13 protein-coding genes are annotated in these 18277 nt (G+C 70.6%); 9 read left to right on the top strand and 4 right to left on the bottom strand.

Annotated elements, in window-relative coordinates; genetic code table 11:
- The first annotated feature begins 120 nt into the window (after nt 1–120).
- On the top strand, nt 121–2541 hold the full coding sequence (locus ACP4E5_RS07760; RefSeq protein WP_425826256.1) for a glycoside hydrolase family 2 TIM barrel-domain containing protein: 2421 nt from the start codon (nt 121–123) through the stop codon (nt 2539–2541).
- Here the strand turns inward: ACP4E5_RS07760 and ACP4E5_RS07755 are convergent.
- A complete protein-coding gene (locus tag ACP4E5_RS07755; protein WP_425826254.1) occupies nt 2516–3142 on the bottom strand; it encodes a TetR/AcrR family transcriptional regulator in 627 nt (208 codons plus the stop codon). The two genes, ACP4E5_RS07760 and ACP4E5_RS07755, sit on opposite strands and share 26 nt — an antisense overlap.
- Nucleotides 3143–3353: 211 nt before the next feature.
- Here ACP4E5_RS07755 and ACP4E5_RS07750 point away from each other — a divergent pair, with 211 nt between their 5' ends.
- The 7 genes from ACP4E5_RS07750 (at nt 3354) to ACP4E5_RS07720 (ending at nt 12853) form a co-directional block, all read left to right on the top strand.
- Nucleotides 3354–5483 (top strand): hypothetical protein, encoded by a 2130-nt coding sequence (locus ACP4E5_RS07750; RefSeq protein ID WP_425826252.1) that lies wholly within the window; start codon nt 3354–3356, stop codon nt 5481–5483.
- Nucleotides 5483–7573 carry a beta-galactosidase gene (locus ACP4E5_RS07745; protein ID WP_425826250.1) on the top strand — a complete coding sequence of 697 codons (2091 nt, stop codon included), beginning with the start codon at nt 5483–5485 and terminating at the stop codon, nt 7571–7573. Before ACP4E5_RS07750 ends, ACP4E5_RS07745 begins: the two co-directional genes overlap by 1 nt.
- Before the next feature lie 48 nt (nt 7574–7621).
- Nucleotides 7622–9004, top strand: coding sequence for an ABC transporter substrate-binding protein (locus ACP4E5_RS07740; RefSeq protein ID WP_425826248.1), 1383 nt, complete (start codon nt 7622–7624; stop codon nt 9002–9004).
- Nucleotides 9004–9921, top strand: a complete 918-nt coding sequence (locus ACP4E5_RS07735) for a carbohydrate ABC transporter permease (protein ID WP_425826246.1) — start codon at nt 9004–9006, stop codon at nt 9919–9921. Before ACP4E5_RS07740 ends, ACP4E5_RS07735 begins: the two co-directional genes overlap by 1 nt.
- A 58-nt stretch (nt 9922–9979) precedes the next feature.
- Complete coding sequence (locus ACP4E5_RS07730) at nt 9980–10897, top strand: carbohydrate ABC transporter permease (protein WP_425826244.1); 918 nt, start codon at nt 9980–9982, stop codon at nt 10895–10897.
- A 166-nt stretch (nt 10898–11063) separates the two neighbouring features.
- A complete protein-coding gene (locus ACP4E5_RS07725; RefSeq protein WP_425826242.1) occupies nt 11064–11450 on the top strand; it encodes an MmcQ/YjbR family DNA-binding protein in 387 nt (128 codons plus the stop codon).
- Nucleotides 11451–11527: 77 nt separating this feature from the next.
- Nucleotides 11528–12853, top strand: a complete 1326-nt coding sequence (locus ACP4E5_RS07720; RefSeq protein ID WP_425826240.1) for a replication-associated recombination protein A — start codon at nt 11528–11530, stop codon at nt 12851–12853.
- On the opposite strand, the gene ACP4E5_RS07715 is transcribed toward ACP4E5_RS07720, so the two are convergent.
- Nucleotides 12850–14073 (bottom strand): MFS transporter, encoded by a 1224-nt coding sequence (locus ACP4E5_RS07715; RefSeq protein ID WP_425826238.1) that lies wholly within the window; start codon nt 14071–14073, stop codon nt 12850–12852. The genes ACP4E5_RS07720 and ACP4E5_RS07715 overlap by 4 nt on opposite strands.
- Nucleotides 14074–14207: 134 nt before the next feature.
- Between ACP4E5_RS07715 and ACP4E5_RS07710 the strand changes: the two genes are divergently transcribed.
- Entirely contained in the window at nt 14208–14759 is a 552-nt protein-coding gene (locus ACP4E5_RS07710; protein ID WP_425826236.1) for a TetR/AcrR family transcriptional regulator, read from the top strand.
- Nucleotides 14760–14775: 16 nt separating this feature from the next.
- Here the strand turns inward: ACP4E5_RS07710 and ACP4E5_RS07705 are convergent, their stop codons facing one another.
- Both ACP4E5_RS07705 and ACP4E5_RS07700 read right to left on the bottom strand, forming a co-directional pair.
- Nucleotides 14776–15585: an SDR family NAD(P)-dependent oxidoreductase gene (locus tag ACP4E5_RS07705; protein ID WP_425826234.1), complete on the bottom strand. Its 810-nt coding sequence runs from the start codon at nt 15583–15585 to the stop codon at nt 14776–14778.
- Complete coding sequence (locus ACP4E5_RS07700; protein ID WP_425826232.1) at nt 15572–18259, bottom strand: family 78 glycoside hydrolase catalytic domain; 2688 nt, start codon at nt 18257–18259, stop codon at nt 15572–15574. Before ACP4E5_RS07700 ends, ACP4E5_RS07705 begins: the two co-directional genes overlap by 14 nt.
- Nucleotides 18260–18277 lie beyond the last annotated feature (18 nt).

The raw sequence follows: 18277 nt of genomic DNA, 5'->3' as shown, positions 1-18277 counted from the left end.
TGCGCTGGCGAGAATCATGTTTCCAACTGACGGAAATCGAATCAGGGTTGGCCGGGGAAGTCAACTGCCTTAACTTAAAACTGAGGCAGCTCTAACATTTCGCTCATCGTGAGGAGCCGCATGATCCGCACATCGTTCAACGACGATTGGCAGTTCCGCTCGAAGGTCAGCCCCTTCGCCGAACTGGCGGGACGGACGGCGCCGTTCGAGCCGGTGGCCGTGCCGCACGACGCCATGCTCACCCGTGACCGCGAGGACACCCCGGACGGCGGCGCGAGCGGCTACTTCCCCGGTGGGGCGTACGAGTACCGCAAGACCTTCTTCGTGCCAGAGGAGCACCAGGGCAAGCGGATCCAGCTGGAGTTCGAAGGCGTCTACCGGGACGCCGTCGTGTTCCTCAACGGGGACTTCGCGGGGCAACGCCCGTACGGCTACTCGCAGTTCTACGTCGACGCGGACCCGTTCCTGCGGTTCGGTGCGGAGAACGAGATCCGCGTGGAGTGCCGCACCCATCAGGACTCCCGCTGGTACACCGGCGCGGGCATCTACCGCGACACCTGGATGTTCGTCGGCGACGCCGTGCGCATCGGGCCGGAAGGCGTCCGTGTCACCACCCCGGACATCGATCCGGAGCGGGCGGTGGTCGAGGTCGCCGCCACCGTCGAGAACGATGCGATCGAGGCCCGCACCGTCGACCTGGTCACCGAGATCCGTGACGCGACGGGGACTGTCGTGGCGTCGGACACCGCGCCGCTCACCCTGCGGCCCGGCGAACCGGCCACCGCCCGCCCGCGCCTCTATGTCCGTACCCCCTCCCTGTGGGGACCCGACTCGCCCACGCTGTACACCTGCCGGGTGTCCGTACCGGGCGTCGACTCCGTGGAGGTCACCTTCGGTATCCGCTCGCTGCGCCTGGACCCCGGGCACGGGCTGCGCGTCAACGGCGAGACGGTCAAGCTGCGCGGCGCGTGCGTGCACCACGACAACGGGCCGCTGGGCGCCGCGACGTACGCCCGCGCCGAGGAGCGCCGCGTGCGGTTGCTCAAGGACGCCGGGTTCAACGCGATCCGCATGTCGCACCACCCCATGAGTACGGCCATGCTCGACGCCTGCGACCGCCTCGGCATGCTCGTGGTGGACGAGGCGTTCGACATGTGGACCTGGGGCAAGAGCCCGTTCGACTACAGCCTGAACTTCGCCGACTGGTGGGAACGCGACATCGAGGCGATGGTGGCCAAGGACCGCAATCATCCGAGCGTCGTCCTCTACTCCATCGGAAACGAGATCCCCGAGACCGGCACCCCGGCCGGTGCCGCCCGGGGCCGCGAACTCGCCGCGAAGGTACGGGCGTTGGACGACACCCGCTTCGTGACCAACGCCGTCAACAACCTGCTGGCCCTGCTGTCAGACATCACCGGCCGGTCCGGGGACGACGACGGCACCGGTGTCAACACCCTCATGGCCGACAGCGGCTTCGACGTGAACGCCGTCGCCGCCTCCGAGTTGGTGACCGCCCGCACCGCCGAGTCCTACAGCGTGCTCGACGTGGCCGGCATGAACTACTCGGAGATCCGGTACGAGACCGACCGCGACCTGTTCCCCAACCGGATCATCCTGGGCACCGAGACCTTCCCGACCCGCATCGACGACCTGTGGCGTCTTGTCACCTCGCACAGCCATGTCATTGGCGACTTCACCTGGACCGGCTGGGACTATCTCGGGGAGGCCGGCATCGGCCGACCCCAGTACGCCACATCGGACGCCTCGCGGCCCACGTTCATCGCGCCGTATCCGTACCTCCTGGCCGGCTGCGGTGACATCGACATCACCGGCCACCGCCGTCCCGCGTCCTACTACCGCGAGATCGTCTTCGGCCTGCGCGAACAGCCGTACCTCGCGGTGCGCAAGCCGCAGCACCACGGAAGGACGGTGCTGAGCAGCCGATGGGCGTGGAGCGACGCGGTCGCCGCATGGACCTGGCCCGGTCACGAGGGTGCCCCGGTCACCGTCGAGGTCTACAGCGCGGCGGACGAGGTCGAGCTCCTGGTCGACGGCGACTCCCTCGGCCGCAGGCCGGTCGGCGAACACCACCGTTTCCGCGCCGAGTTCGAGACGGTCTACCGGCCCGGCGAACTGCTCGCCATCGCCTACGAGGACGGCCGCGAAACCGGCCGGGACGTCCTGCGCACCGCGACCACCGCCGTCGCGCTGCGCGCGGAGGCCGACCGGTCGGTCGTCACCGCGTGTGTCGGCGAACTCGCCTACGTCACCCTCACCTTGGTCGACGCGACCGGAACGGTGCACACCGCGGCGGACCGTCCCGTCCGGGTGGGTGTCTCGGGCGAGGGTGTACTGGCCGGTTTCGGCAGCGCGCAGCCGTCGACCGAGGAACGCTTCGACGGCCCGGAGCACTTCACGTACGAGGGCCGCGCACTCGCCGTCCTGCGGCCGACCGGGCCCGGCACCATCCGGCTGACCGCCACCGCGCCGGAGTGCGAGCCGGCCGAGGTGGTGATCACTGTGGAGAAGGCGGGCCGGTAGTCGGCGGCGCCGGAGCCTTGAGCGCGTCCGGGCCCAGGAGGGTCCGGACGTGCCACTCCAGATGGGCGCGGATGTCGAACTCGGGACCGTGCTGCCACTGGAACTGCAGGCCCTCCCACGTGGCGAGCAGAATTCGCGCCGCGACGTCCGCGTCGATGCCGGCCGACACCGCGCCCTCGTCCTGGAGTCGGCGGATGTCGGTGGCGACGACCTGCCGTGAACGCGCCCAGCGTTCCTGGAAGTAGGCGTTCGCCGGGTGTGCCGGGTCGACCGCCGCGCCCGCCATCTCCGCGTAGAGCGCCGGGATGTGGGCGCGGCGCACCCCGATCTCGGCGCGCTCGCCCATGTCCGCGATCGCGCCGGCCTCCGCGCCCTCCTCGCGGATGTTCTCGTCGTCGAACTGCTGGAGCGCGGCGAGGAGCAGCGTCTCCTTCGAGGGGAAGTGGTAGAAGACCGTCGGCTCGCTCGCCTCGGCCGACTTCGCGACCTCGGACACCGTGACGTTCCGGTGTCCCTTCTCCTTGACGAGCCTGAGCGCCGCCCGGCTCAGCTCCTGGCGCCGCCTGCCCGTCTTCGCGTACACGCCGCGTTTGCGCGTCACTCGCACCCCTTTTGGATCACCCATTGACCGTCGCGTCGGGCCAAGGTTATGTTCACCCGCAGATTTTATAGCCGACTCAGTATTCGCGCCATGCCGCTCAGCGGTACGGCGCGAAGGAGGCACGGATGCCCGCACAACCCGCCGCGCCCGCCCGGCCGATGGGCCCGCACCGCACATGCCCTTCAACCAACGCCCCTACGGAAGCGCTCTCGTGACACTCGACCGCACCCAACTCGTGCGCCGGCACAACCCCGTGCTCACCACGCCGCACCCCACCGACACCCTGACCGTCGGCAACGGTGACATCGCGATGACGGTCGACCTGTCGGGCCTCCAGACCTTTCCCGGCTTCCACGAACTGCGGCCCGATCCGCACCGGGTGCCCGACGACGGCGCCGGCGGACTGCCCGAGCAGCGCCCGCGGCCCTTCGACCGCGACAACTACCAGATCCCGCTGCGCACGCAGTCGACGTGGGGCTGGTACCGCACCCGCACCGACCGCCCGTTCCGCCGCGAGGAGACGGAGACGCAGCACGGCACGGCGCCGTACGCCGACCGCATGGGGCTGCTGCGCGCCGGTGACACCATCCCGGACGAGCTCGCGGCCGGCGCCTGGTTCGCCTACAACCCCCGCCGCATGCACTTCGGACGCCTCACGCTCGACGCGGCGCCCGGCGGCCCCGACCTCGACACCCCGCACCGGCTCACCGACGCCCGCACCGAACTCGACCTCTGGACGGGGACGACCCACGCCACGTACCGGCTCGACGCGGCCCCCGTCGAGGTGACGACGGTGGCACACCCCGTCCACCACCGCTTCGCGGTCCGGGTGCGCTCCGAACTCCTGGCCAGCGGCCTCGGTGTCGCCTGGGTCTTCGACCCCCAGCCCGACGACCTCGCCGCCTTCGAACTGCCCCTGACCGAGCGCGGCGCCTGGGAGGAACTCGGACCGGGGCGCTGGCGTGGACACCGCACCGTGGAGTCCTCGTACTACACGGTCGACGTCGAGACGACCGGGCACCTCGGCGTACGCGACACCGACGGGCGCGTCGTGGCCACCACCGACGGTGACGAACTGGAGGTGGTGGTCACCCTCGCCCCCGCGCGGGACGCAGACACATCACCGCCCGGAGCCGCCGACTTCGCCTCCGTCCGCGAAGCCTCCGCCAACTGGTGGGAGAACCACTGGAGTCGGGGCGCCGCCGTGAGCTTCGCGGGCAGCACGGACCAGCGGGCCGAGGAACTGGAGCGCCGCGTCGTGCTGTCCCAGTACCTCACCGTGGTCAACGGGGCCGGCTCCACACCACCCGCCGAGACCGGACTCACGTACAACACCTGGACGGGCAAGTTCCACCTGGAGATGCACTGGTGGCACGCCGCACACTTCCCGCTGTGGGGCCGCGGCGATCTCCTGGAGCGCAGCCTCGACTGGTACCACGGCGCGTTGCCCGCCGCGCGCGAAACCGCACGGCGGCAAGGGTTTCGCGGAGCGCGCTGGCCCAAGCAGACCGACAACTCCGCACACGAGTCACCGAGCCACATCGGCGCCTTCCTGATCTGGCAGCAGCCGCACCTGATCCACCTCCTCGAACTCCTGCGCCACGAGGGCCGCTCGGACGACTTCCTTGCCGCGCACTACCCGCTGATCGAGGCCACCGCCGACTTCATGGCCGACTTCGCCGAGGAGCGCGACGGCGTCTTCGAACTGCCGCCGCCGCTCATCCCGGCGCAGGAGAGCTACCTCGTCGACCGGCTCACCAACGCCAACCCGACCTTCGAACTCGCCTACTGGGTATGGGCACTTGACGTCGCCGGGGAGTGGCGCACACGGCTCGGCCTTCCACCCCGTACGGACTGGGAGCGCGTCGCACGCGGCATGCGCCGCCCCACCGTCCTCCCGGACGGCACCTACGCGGCGCTCGCGACACCGCCCCACCTGCTGCGCAAGGACCACCCCTCGATGCTCATGGCGCTCGGCTGGCTCCCTGACACGGGCTTCGTCGACGCCGACATCATGGCCGCGACTCTCGACGCGGTGTGGAACGGCTGGGATCTACAGACGAGTTGGGGATGGGACTACCCCGTCATGGCGATGACCGCCGCACACCTCGGTGACGCGGGCCGTGCCCTCGACGCGCTGCTGTACCCCTCACCCAAGAACCAGTTCCTGGCCAACGGCCACAACCCGCAGATGCCCGGCTTCCTCACCCTCTACCTCCCCGCCAACGGAGGCCTGCTCGCCGCGGTCGCCCACCTCGTCGCCGCGGTCGAGGGCGGAGCGCGACTCCCGCAGGGATGGTGTCTCACGGCCGAGGGCTTCCACCGATCCGAAAGGCACTGATGCGTTCCGCGTTCTCCGCCACCCCCTGGTACGGCGGCGACTACAACCCCGAGCAGTGGCCCGAGGACACCTGGGCCGAGGACATCCGCCTGATGAATCGGGCCGGGGTCACCCTCGCCACGGTCGGCGTGTTCTCCTGGGCGCTGCTCGAACCGCGCGAGGGCGCGTACGACTTCGACTGGCTCGACTCCGTGATCGACGGGCTGCACGCGGGCGGCATACGCGTCGACCTCGCCACCGCCACCGCGTCACCGCCCCCGTGGTTCTCGCACACGTACCCCGAATCCCTGCCGGTCACCGCCGACGGTGTGCGCCTCACGTACGGGTCACGGCAGGCGTACTGCCCGAGCTCACCGACGTACCGTGCCGCGTGTCGACGGCTCGTCCGGGCACTCGCCGAACGCTACGGCGACCACCCCGCGCTCGCGCTCTGGCACATCAACAACGAGTACGGCTGCCATGTCGCGCGCTGCTACTGCGACACCTCCGCGGCCGCGTTCCGACGCTGGCTGGAGCGGAAGTACGGGGACGTCGACGGCCTCAACCGGGCCTGGGGCACGGCATTCTGGTCGCAGCGCTACACGGCCTTCGCCGAAGTACTGCCGCCGCGCGCCACACCCGCGTACGGGAACCCCGCGCAGCTCCTCGACTTCGACCGCTTCAGCTCGGACGAACTCCTCGCGTGCTTCCTCGCCGAGAAGGAGATCCTGCGCGAGGTGACACCCGACGTGCCCGTCACCACCAACTTCATGGGGCTCTTCCGCGGCGCCGACTACTGGAGTTGGGCCCCGCACGTCGACGTCGTGTCCGACGACCTCTATCCGGACCCGGCGGACCCGGACGCCGCGCGGACCGCCGCGATGGCGCGCGACCTGATGCGCTCGCTCGGGCGTGGCCGACCCTGGATCCTCATGGAACAGTCCACGAGCGCCGTCAACTCCCGCACGCACAACGCTCCGAAGGCGCCCGGCCAGATGCGCGCCCTGTCCTACCAGGCGCTCGCGCGCGGCGCCGACGGCATCCTGTTCTTCCAGTGGCGGCAATCGGCGGTGGGCGCCGAGAAGTTCCACTCGGGCATGCTGCCCCACGCCGGTACCGACACCCGCGTATGGCGCGAAGTCGAGTCACTGGGACGGGAGTTGAGCGGTCTCGGCCGGATGATGGGAGAGCGGGTCGAGGCGCGGGCCGCGATCGTCTTCGACTGGGACAGCTGGTGGGCCGTCGAGCAGCGCGGCCTCCCGGCGCGATCCAGCTACCCGGCGCTGGTCGCGCCCTGGCACGCCACACTGAGCGAGGCGGGTGTCACCGTGGACTTCGTCCGGGGCGACGAGGACCTCACCGGCTACCCGCTGATCGTCGTACCGAGCCTGTTCGTCGCCACCGATGCCCAGACAGCCGCGCTCGACGACGCCGCGACCGCCGGATCCACGGTGCTGGTGACCGCTCAGTCGGCCGTCGTCGACGAATCGCTGCACGTGCGGCTCGGCGGGTATCTCGGCGGGCTTCAGAAGACCTTGGGCATCTGGATCGAGGAGTTCGCACCCCTCGCGGGCGCCGAGGCCCGCCCGGGGCGCGCGCCCGTCAGACCGGAGGCGACCGTTCCGCCGACCATCGACGTACGCGGTGACATCCTGCCCGGCGGCCGGGCCACCGGCGTCGAATGGAGCGAGAGCGTACGCAACCGGGACGCCGAGGTGAAGGCGACGTTCGTGTCGGGCCCCCTGGCCGGATCACCCGCCCTCACCCGGCGCACCACCGGCACGGGCGCGGCGTGGTACCTCGCGACACGCTTCACACCGGACACCGTCGCCGCCCTCACCCGCACCCTGATCGCGGAGGCCGGCCTCACCACCGAACCGGCCCACCGCGGAGACACGGCGGGCTGGGTCGAGACCGTACGCCGCGGCGACCTCACCTTCGTGATCAACCACGGCACCGAGCCGGTCGAACTCACCCTTGAGGGCACCGAACTCCTCAGCGGAACACGGGCGCCGGGCCTCGCCCTCGCACCCCAGGATGTCGCGATCGTCGACCCGCACACGCACACGCACACGCACACCCAAACGGAGCCCCTCTCGCACACGCCCTGACGGCTCCCGTCCCGTACACATTTCCCGCGTCTTTCAAAGGTGAAGGCCATGCGTAGGAAAACCACGCCCAATCCGCCGCCCCATCCACCGTCCCGGCCCGCGCGCCACCGTCGCTACGCGACCGCAGCCGCCGCCACGGCCGTCGCGGCGTCACTCCTCCTCCAGGGGTGCGCGTCCACCGACGACACCACGGCAGGCGCCGGACACATCAAGCTGACGTTCCTCAACCAGTCACGCGGACAGCAGACGGCCCTCGAACACCTCGCGCGGCAGTACTGGCGGGAGACCGGGGTCGCCGTCGCGATCGACTCGCCCGGACCGGCGGACTTCCTCCCGAAACTCCAGGTCAAATCGCAGTCAGGCACGATGCCCGACATCTACTCGTCGTTCAACGCGTCCTCCATGGCCCCCTACTACAAGGCCGGCTGGGCCATGAACCTCGCACCGGAACTCAAGGGCAAGTGGGGCAGGAACTTCAGCCCCGGTGTCATCAAGATGTCGACCTTCGCCAAGGGCAACGGCCTCGGTGTCCCTCCGGGCATCTACACCGTGCATTGGGAGACCCAGGCGTACGGCCTGCTCGTCGACCCCAAGGCGACGGGCACCGACGCCCAGGCGCCGCCCAGGACGACCGGCGAATTCGTCGACGCGCTGACGGCCTCCGCGAAGCGCGCCCAAGACAACAAGGGCAACAAGGGTGGCAAGGGCGCCCTCGGCGGCCAGGGAAAGATGACGATTCCCGCATCGCTGACACCTCAGCTCATTCAGGCGCTCGCCTCCAACTGGCTCTCCGACAAGCAGATCTCCGCGACCCTCGGCGGCAGGGCCAGTTGGAAGGCGGAGGGCTGGCGCAAGGCGTTCGGCGTCCTCCGCGACCTGAAGAAGGCCGGTGTCCTGGCGAACGGTGTCGTCCCCGGCGGCCAGGACGACACACCGAAGGCCGAGACCTCCTTCTTCAACACCCATGACGTCGGGGCCATCTTCGACGCCTCGCCCGGCATCTCGGTCGGCTACAAGACCGCACCCGACTACGACGACTATTACTCCCTGCCCGTCCCCGCGGTCCCCGACGGGACACGGACACCTCGCTCACCGGGTGTCCCCGGCAAGGGTGCCGTGATCAACCCCCGGGGCGAGCACCCCAGGGCGGCGCTCGCCTTCGTCAAGTGGCTCACCGAGCCGGCCCAGCAGAAGGTCTTCGCCGAGCAGGGCCGCATCCTGCCCACCAACCCCGAACTCCTGGCCGGCGCCCGCGTTCCGCGGCAGCTGGCCGGCTTCAGCAAGTCACTCAAGAACATGCAGATCCTCCCGGAGACCTTCACGCCGGACGTCACCGCCGCGATCACCCGCGACTCCCAGAGCCTCGTCCTCGGCGAACTCACCGTCGACCAGGTCCTGGACGACGTACAGAAAGCACAGGAGCGCGGCTGATGACAGCACACGTACACACCACACGGAAGCCGCCCGCCGCCCGCGGCCGTCGCCACCACCTCATCGGCCTGACGTTCCTCGCTCCCGCGATCGTGCTCATCGGCGTCTTCACCATCACACCGTTCGCCCAGTCGATCCTCCTGAGCTTCCGGAACTGGGACGGCGTCAGCCCCGACACACCCTTCGTCGGCCTGGACAACTACCGGATGGTTTTCGAGGACAACGCGTTCTGGGCGTCGATGAAGAACGTGGCGCTCTTCGGTGTCATCGGCTTCTTCGTCGGCAACGGTGTCGCCCTGGCGATGGCGACGGCGGTCAACCGGATCAAACGTGGGCGGACCTTCTTCCGCACCGTGTTCTACCTGCCCGGCGTGCTCTCCGTCGTGGTCGTCGGACTGATCTTCTCGTTCGTGCTCAATCCGAGCTCGGGCATCCTCAACCGGCTGCTCGGCGACGCCGGACTGGAATCCCTTCAGCAGAACTGGCTGGGCGACCCCGCCATCGCCCTGCCCGTCGTCGCCGCCGTCTTCGTCTGGCTCCACTGGGGCTTCGGGTTCCTGCTCTTCCTCGCGGGACTTCAGGACATCCCGGCGGAAGTCTACGAAGCCGCCGACCTCGACGGCGCCGGCCCCTGGGCGAAGTTCCGGTCCATCACCTGGCCGCATCTCGCCCCGGTGACGTCGATCGTCAGCCTGCTGACCCTCCTCGCCGCGCTGCAGATCTTCGGCACCGTCCAGGTCCTCACCAACGGCGGCCCCGGCGCCCACACGATGGTGCCGACCTTGTACATCTACAACGAGGCGTTCACCAACAATCGGCACGGCACGGCGGCGGCGATGTCGGTGCTCTACGGAGGGGGCCTGTTGCTCCTCTCCCTCCTCCAACTCGCCCTCTCGCGACGGCGGTCCCGCGCATGACGACGCACAGGACGACGCACGTGACGACACGCATGACGACGACAGGAAGTGGACGGACATGGTGACGTCACTCACGCCGGCACCCCGCAGCGAGCGGGCGACCGGACCCTCCAAAACCGCCTCCGGGCGCGGCAGTTCCGGCCCCGGTCGACGCCGTCGGCTGCGGCCGGACCTGATCGGCCTGTACGGACTGCTGGTCGTCGCGGCACTGATCGCCCTCCTCCCGCTCCTCTGGATGCTCTCGGGATCGTTGCAGTCCCTCGACCAACTGCTCTCGGGCGACAGCCTCCTGCCGACCTCTTTCCACTGGGACAACTACGTCACGGCCTGGGCCCAGGGACACCTGGGGACGTACCTGTTCAACAGCGTGCTCTACACGCTGTCCGCGGTCGTCGGCATCCTCGTGGTGTCGAGCATGGCCGGGTACGTCCTCGCGCGCCTGGAGTTCTGGGGCAAGAACTTCTTCACCGTCGTGATCCTCGCCGTGATGGTCATCCCCGCGCCCGCGATGTTCCTCGCGCAGTACCGGCTGCTGATCTCCCTCGGCCTGGCGAACAGCAGACTCGGCTACGTCCTGATCCTCATCACCTCGGGCATCCCCATGGCGACCCTCATCATGCGGAGCTTCTTCGCGAGCCAGCCCGCGGAACTGGAGGAGGCCGCGGCGATCGACGGCGCGTCCCCGCTGCGCACCTTCGCGAGCGTCATCCTGCCGCTGGCCCGCCCGGGCCTCGCGGCCGTCGCGGTGATCCAGGGACTGGCCGCCTGGAACGAGTACCTGATGGCCCTCGTCATCTTCGACGACAACAAGCTCATGCCGGTCCAGCGTGGGCTGACCAGCTTCTCCTCGGCGGAGACGCCGCAGCAGCAGATCATGCTCGCGGCCACCGCGATCTCCATCGTGCCCGTCATCGCCTTCTACCTGCTCGCGCAGCGGCACATCGTGAAGGGGATCGGGGCCGGGGCGATCAAGTGAAGAGGCTGGCCAGGCGTGCAAGCGGGCAGCAGGTGAACGAGGATTCTCGGAGGCGGGGCGACCGAGCGAACCGCCCGCAGTACACATCCGGACACCGCAAGGACAGGAGGCACTGGATGGCCCTCGCGCCCGGTGACCGATTCGCCCAGCTCGCGCAGGAGACACGATGACCGCCGCGGGCGACCGGTTGCAGGAGACCGCGCGGAACACCGCTCTCGCCCTTCCCGGCGTCACCCACGGCCGGCCCTTCGTGGAGAAGCTCGATGTCTACAAGGTGGCGGGCAAGGTGTTCCTCATCGTCACCGACGACCCGAACGACCAGATCGTCACGGTCAAATGCGAGCCCGACCACGGACACACGCTCCGGAACCAGTATTCGACGGTCACACCGGGCCGCTACCTCGACAAGAGGCACTGGATCTCCGTCGGGGCGGGCCGGGGCATCACCCGGGAGTTCGTGGCCGAGGGAGTGCGGCACTCCTACGAGCTGGTCCTGGACACCCTGCCGCGCCGGGACCGGCCGGTGCCGACGGTCGGTGACGGTCCCGCGTAGCCACCCTCGATGTCAGTGGTGGGTGCGAGAGTGGACGGGTAAGGACACCGCTGCCCGACACTCCTCGCGAGAGGCTCATGGAACCGACTGAACCAACGCTGCCGCTGTTCGACGACGAGCCGCACCGGCCGCTCGCCGACCGCCTGCGGCCCCGGACGCTGAAGGACGTCGTCGGCCAGGACCACCTGCTCGCCGACGACGCCCCGCTGGGCAGCATGGTCGCGCAGCAGCGCCTGACCTCGTCGATCCTGTGGGGCCCGCCAGGGGTCGGGAAGACGACCATCGCGCGGCTGCTGGCCGACCGAAGCGACCTGGTCTTCGAGCCGCTGTCGGCCACCTTCGCCGGCGTCGCCGACCTGCGGAAGGTCTTCACCGCCGCCCAGCGCCGCCGCGACATCGGCCAGGGCACGCTGCTGTTCATCGACGAGATCCACCGCTTCAACCGCTCCCAGCAGGACAGCTTCCTGCCGTACGTCGAGGACGGCACGATCGTCCTCATCGGCGCCACGACGGAGAACCCCAGCTTCGAACTCAACGGCGCCCTCCTGTCCCGCAGCCGGGTCTTCGTCCTCAAGCGGCTCGACGAGACCGCGCTGTCCACCCTCGCGGACCGCGCCGAACAGCTCACCGGACGGCCGCTGCCCCTGGACGACGAGGCCCGCCACGCCCTGATCGCCATGGCGGACGGCGACGGCCGCTACCTCTTCAACATCGTGGAACAGCTCCAGGCGCTGCCCGACACCGACCGCCCCCTGGACACCGCCGAGCTGGCCCGCCACGTACAGCAGCGCGCACCGCTGTACGACAAGGCGCAGGAGGGCCACTACAACCTGATCTCCGCCCTGCACAAGTCCCTGCGCGGCTCGGACCCGGACGCCGCCCTGTACTGGCTGGCGCGCATGCTGACCGGCGGGGAGGACCCGCTCTTCGTGGCGCGCCGGCTGGTCCGCTTCGCCACCGAGGACATCGGCATCGCCGATCCGCAGGCGCTCCAGCAGGCACTGGCGGCCTGGGACGTGTACGAGCGGCTGGGCTCGCCCGAGGGGGAGCTCGCGCTGGGACAGGCGGTGGTCTACCTGGCCACCGCGCCGAAGTCCATCGCGATCTACCGCGGCTTCAACGAAGCGAACCGCAGCGCACACCGCACCGGCTCCCTGATGCCACCGGCCCACATCCTCAACGCACCCACCCGCCTGATGAAGGACCTCGGCTACGGCAAGGACTACCAGTACGACCCCGACACCCCGGACGGCTTCTCCGGCGCCGACTACTTCCCCGACGACATGGACCGCGAGACGTACTACCGCCCCACGCGCAACGGCTACGAGGCCCACATCGGCGAGCGCCTGCGCCAGTGGGAGTCGCTGCGCGCCCGGAAGCGGCGCGGCGCGAAGGAGGACTAGGGAAGCGGGCGGACGGGCGCGGGCCGCCTGTGACCACCCATGAGATACGCGGCGATGGCCACCGCCACGGCGACCGCGATGAGCGCGCACACCGCGGACCAGCCGAGGTGTGTGTACGCGCGGGTGCCCAGCCATGATCCGGCGCTCGCGCCGAGGAACGAGCAGGTCATGTAGCCCGTGTTGAGGCGGCTGTGCGCCTCGCTGCGCAGGGCGAAGATGCGTGACTGGTTGGCGACCTGGCCGCACTGCACGGCCACGTCGATGAGGAGGAGCCCGACGGCCAGGGCGACGAGGCCCGCGGGCCCGCCCCGCGCGCCGGCGGCCAGGACCGCGGCGGAGACGAGCGCGGCCGCGACGCAGTACAGGTTGACGCGGTCCGCGCCGTACCGGTCGACCCAGCGTCCCGCCGCGGGAGCGAAGAACATGCTGGCCGCGCCGACCAGGGCCAGCACTCCGACGGCCTGCGTGCCCATGTCGTACCGGGGGCCGGTGATCAGCAGGGCGACCGCTGTCCAGGCCGCGCTGAACCCGCCGAACAACGTGACCTGGAAGAGCACGGACCGGCGCAACTCCCGCTCCGTGCGCAGCAGGTGGACCGTGTCCGCGAGGAGTGCGGCGTAGCGGCGGTCATGGGCGGCCGGTGTCGTGGCAGGCAGGAGGAGCCCGAGCGCGACGGCGAGGAGCGCGGTGAGTGCGGCCGCGATCAGGTAAGGGGCGCGCCAGCCCAGGTGCTCGCCCAGTACGCCGCCGAAGGCGCGGGCCAGCAGGATGCCGCCGATGAGCCCGGCCTGGAGGGTGCCGATCACGCTGCCGCGCCGCTCGGGCTCGACCAGGCCCGCCGCCATGGGCAGCAGGATCTGCGGCACCACGGTCGCGAGGCCGACCAGGGCGCCCGCGGCGAGCAGCAGCCCGGTGGCCGGGGCGAGCCCCGCGGCCAGGAGGGCCAGGCTCGTGACCACGAGCAGCACGGTGATCAGCGGGCGACGCGGGAGGCGGTCCCCGAGCGGGACGAGCAGGAAGATCCCGGCGGCGTAACCGAGCTGCGTCACCGTCGCGAGGGTCGCGGCCGTTGCCTGAGAGACATGGAAGCCCTGGGCGATGAGCGGGGTGATGGCCTGCGGGAAGTAGGCGTTGGCCACGGTGACACCGCAGGCCAGCGCCATGAGGAGCGGGAGCCTGCGGGTGAGGGCCGGTGTGGGAGATGGGGCGTTCGGGGGCATGGGGGCGCGTGACTCCTGCGGGTTCCGTTCGCGTGGGCCGGGTCGCGAACGAACTGGTTGGTTCGAATGCTGTCCCCGAGCCTCGCACGCCGCCCTCCGCCGGTCAAACGAACCATTTCGTTACCATCACAGGCATGGCATACGACTCCGCAGCGACGAAACAGCGCATCGTCGCGGCCGCGACCGCCGAGTTCGCGGCGCACGGCGTCGCCGGGGCGCGCGTCGACCGCATCGCGACCGCGGCCAAGGCGAACAAGCGGGCCATCTATGACTACTTCGGCGACAAGAACAAGCTCTTCGCCGTGGTCCTGGAACGCCGGCTGGCGGAGCTGGCCGAGGCGGTCCCGCCCTCCGAGGACCTGCCCGGCTATGCCGAGCGGCTCTTCGACTACCACCGTGCTCACCCGGAGGCCCTGCGCCTGGTGATGTGGGAAGCGCTGGAGGTGGGAAACGGTCCTGTCCCGGCGGAGGAGGAACGCACCGCGCACTACGGCGACAAGGTGCGGGCGGCGCAGGCGGGCGACACCGACGACGACGCTCGCGCGCGCGTGTTCTTCACCCTCGCGCTGGCGAGCTGGAGCGTCGCCGTGCCGCAGCTGCGGCGAATGGTCCTCGGCCCCGATCACGACCTGGACGATCTGCGGACACAGATCGCCCGGACCGTGGCCGCGTTCCCCAAGGGCTGACCCGACGCCACGGGCCTCAGGCCGTGGTGCCTCCGTCGGCGAGCAGTGTGCTGCCGGTCATGTACGTCGACAGGTCGCTGACGCAGAAGTACACGACGCGGGCGATGTCGTCGGGCGTGCCGATGCGTCCGGCCGGGCTGGTCATCATGAGTGGCGCGCTGTCCTCCTGGACGACGGGCGCCGCGGCGGCGGCGAGCTGGTTGCCCTCCGTGGGGACGTAGCTCGGGGCCACGCCGAGGACGCGGATGCCGTGCGGCGCCAGCTCAAGGGCGCTCTGCCGGGTGAGGCCGCGCACCGCGTGCTTGGAGGCGGCGTACGCGGCGAGGCCGGGCGCGCTGCCGCGAAAGCCCGCGGTGGAGCAGATGTTGACGACGACGCCGCCCTGCCCGGCCGCGCGCATCACGCGGGCCGCCTCGCGGGTTCCGGCGAGGGTGCCGCGGGCGTTGACGGCGAACACCGTGTCCCAGGTCGCGTCGTCCATCTCCGCGATCGGGACGCTGGGGTAGACGCCCGCGTTGTTGACCCACGCGTCGAGCCGGCCCCAGCGCCGGACGGCGAGGTCCGCGGCGTCGCGCACGGTGTCCGGGTCCGTCACGTCCATCTGCACCCCCAGGACCTCGGTCGCGTACCGGTCGGCGAGTTCGGTGGCCGCGGCCTTCGCGGAACCGGCGTCGACGTCGCCGACGAGTACGCGGGCCCCGGCCTCGGCGAGGCGCGCGGCGATGGCCTTGCCGAGGCCGCGTCCGCCACCGGTCACCACGACGCAGCGCTCGCGCAGGCTCATGAGGTCGGACAGGGAGTGTGAGGAGGCGTCAGGCACGGGCATGGGTGGTGTCCTTTTCGGTGTGGTGGGTGGGGAGTTCGCAGTGTGCGTGTACGGGGCCGGGGCCCGCGGTGACGGTGGTGCCGTCCGGGAGGGCGAGGGTCGCCGTCGATCCGGCGGGCGCCTCCACGTCGAGGCTGAAGGTGTCCTGGTCGTCGACGGACCAGTTGACGGTGATGGCACCTTGTGGGCCGTCGAAGGAGCCGGACGCCCACGTCATGCCGGGGCCCGGCACGGGCGCGACGACGAACGACTCCCAGGCCACCGACCCGGGCGCCTGGCGCAGGCCGAGCGTGTGGGTGTGCAGGAAGCGCACGACGGCGCCCTTGCTGTAGTGGTTGAGGGAGGCGGTGGCGTGACCGTCGGCGTCGACGCCGTTCCAGTCCTCCCAGATCGTGGTCGCGCCCCGGTCGAGCATCGCGAGCCAGGACGGTTCCGTGCGCTGCGTCAGGACCGCGTACGCGACGTCGGCGTGGCCGGTGTCCGCGAGCACGGGCAGCAGGTCGGCCGTGGAGAGGAAGCCGGTGGCGAGGTGATCGTCGGCCGCGTGGACGAGCGCCACGAGGTGGTCGGCCGCCGCGTCCCGCAGCTCCGGTGGCACCAGGTCGAAGGCGAGGGCGCGTACGTACGAGGCCTGGGTGTCCGCCGTCGTACGTCCCGTGGCGTCGAGGAACTCCGTGCGCCAGGCCGCGCGGACGCGGCCCGCGAGAGCGCCGTAGCGGCGCGCGGCATCGTCCTTGCCGAGCACACCGGCGATCGCGGCGAGTGTGCGCACCGAGCGGTGGAGGTACGCCGTGCCCACCTCGCCCTTGTCGGCCATGAACCACCCCATCGGGTCGCTCGCCACGGGGTCGATGAGTGTGCCGTCCGCCGCCCGCCGCTTCGGCTCGCACCACTCGCCCCAGTGGAAGGTGCCGTCCCAGACGAACTCCTCGTGCGGCAGCGGCACTTCGGAGCGCTCGACCCGTGAGGGGTGCCGCTTGGTGCGCGCCGCCGTCAGGGCGAACTCCACCCAGCGGACCATCGCGTCCCAGTTCTCGGCGAGGGCCACGTCGTCGCCGTACGTCTCGTACAGCACCCACGGCACGTGCACGATCGCGTCGCCCCAGCCGGCCGAGCCCGTGATGTGGTCGACCATCGCGTCGGGGTGCCGCCTGAGGTGATTCGGGTCGGGCGACGAGTTGACGACGCGGCCGTCGGGGAGCTGGTCGTCGCGCACCGAGCGCAGCCACTTGCGGGAGAAACCGTCGACGTCGAAGAGGCGCACGGCCGTCGACACGAAGATCTGGTAGTCGCCGGTCCAGCCGAGCCGTTCACGGGTGGGGCAGTCGGTCGGTACGTCGACCGCGTTGCCGCGAAAGCTCCAGCGCGCGACGTCGTGCAGGCGCGTGAGGTCAGGGACGCTGCAAGAGAACGTCCCGGTGGGGCGCAGATCGGTGTGGACGACCTGCATCGAGATCGCGGAGGGGGCCAGTTCGGCGCCGTCGTCCCGGTGGACCTTGGCGTAGCGGAAACCGTGGAGCGTGTGCCGGGGCTCGAAGTGGCCGTCCGGCGATCCGCCGGAGACGACCTCGTCGCGTTGCACGAACGGGACCGGGGGTTCGCCGGGGCGGGAGCTGTCGAGGTGACTCGTCGTCAGATCACCGTCAGGCGTGGTGTGTTCGCCATGGTCGATGACCGTACGGGTGCCGGCCGGGCCCAGGTCGGTGAGCCGGACCCGGCCTGAGGCGTTCTGCCCGAAGTCGACGACGCAGGTGCCGGGAGCGGTGCGGGTGACGGCGACCGGGGCGAGCTGTTCTATCCGGCGCACCGGGGGAGCGGGGGAGTAGTCGATCGGCGGGGCCTCAACTGCACCGACCACTACGGAGGTTGATGATCCGGGGCGTGGAGCGTGGAAGTCCGTCGTCTGGCCGTCCATCAGGTCGGCGCGGGCGATCGTGCCCGGCCGCGCCGACCATGCGGGACCCGTTCCGACGGTCGTCCACGTTCCGCCCTCGTGCTCGACGTGCACCTCCAGGCGCACCGCCGTCCGCGTGCCCCACCGGGCGGGCTTGCGCCAGGCCCCGGACCTGCCCCGGTACCAGCCGTCGGAGAGGACGACCTCGATGTCGTTGCGGCCGGTGCGCAGGTGCGCGGTGAGGTCGTGGGCCTGGGCGTGGAGTGTCTCCGCGTAGGACGTGGAGCCGGGGGCGAGTTCGGTGTCGCCGACCCGCCGGCCGTTGACGTACACCTCGTGGATGCCGAGCGCGGTGGCGTACAGGCGGGCCCTGACTCCCGGCCGGTCGAGGACGAAGGAGCCCTCCATTATGTGTACGGTTCCCGGGTCCTGGTCCGGCGGTGAGATCCAGTGGGATGTCCAGTCCGGTGCGAGCAGGCCCACCTCGAACTCGGCGACCCGCGACCACGGCGACACGTCGCCGCAGTCCTTGTGGCCGCGCACCCGCCAGCCGACCCGTGCCCGGCTCGGCAGCGGCTGCCAGGGCCAGGGGACGTACAGATGGCGGGGCGAGGCGGCCGCGACGGGTGCCAGGGCGACGCCGTCGACGTGTGCCTCGATGACGTACCCCTCCTGCCGCGGCCAGCCCTCGGGGAGTTGCCACGACAGGTGGGGGCGCGGGCCGCAGGCGAGGTGGGAGCCGCTGTCCGTGCGCAGATGGTGTGGTGCCTGGTCGTACATGTCTCTCCCGGTCGGTGG

Source organism: Streptomyces fractus (genome assembly GCF_049844455.1).
Classification (GTDB): Bacteria; Actinomycetota; Actinomycetes; order Streptomycetales; family Streptomycetaceae; genus Streptomyces; species Streptomyces fractus.
The sequence above is the reverse complement of the archived record's forward strand: the minus strand, read 5'-3'. Positions and strand labels throughout refer to the sequence as shown.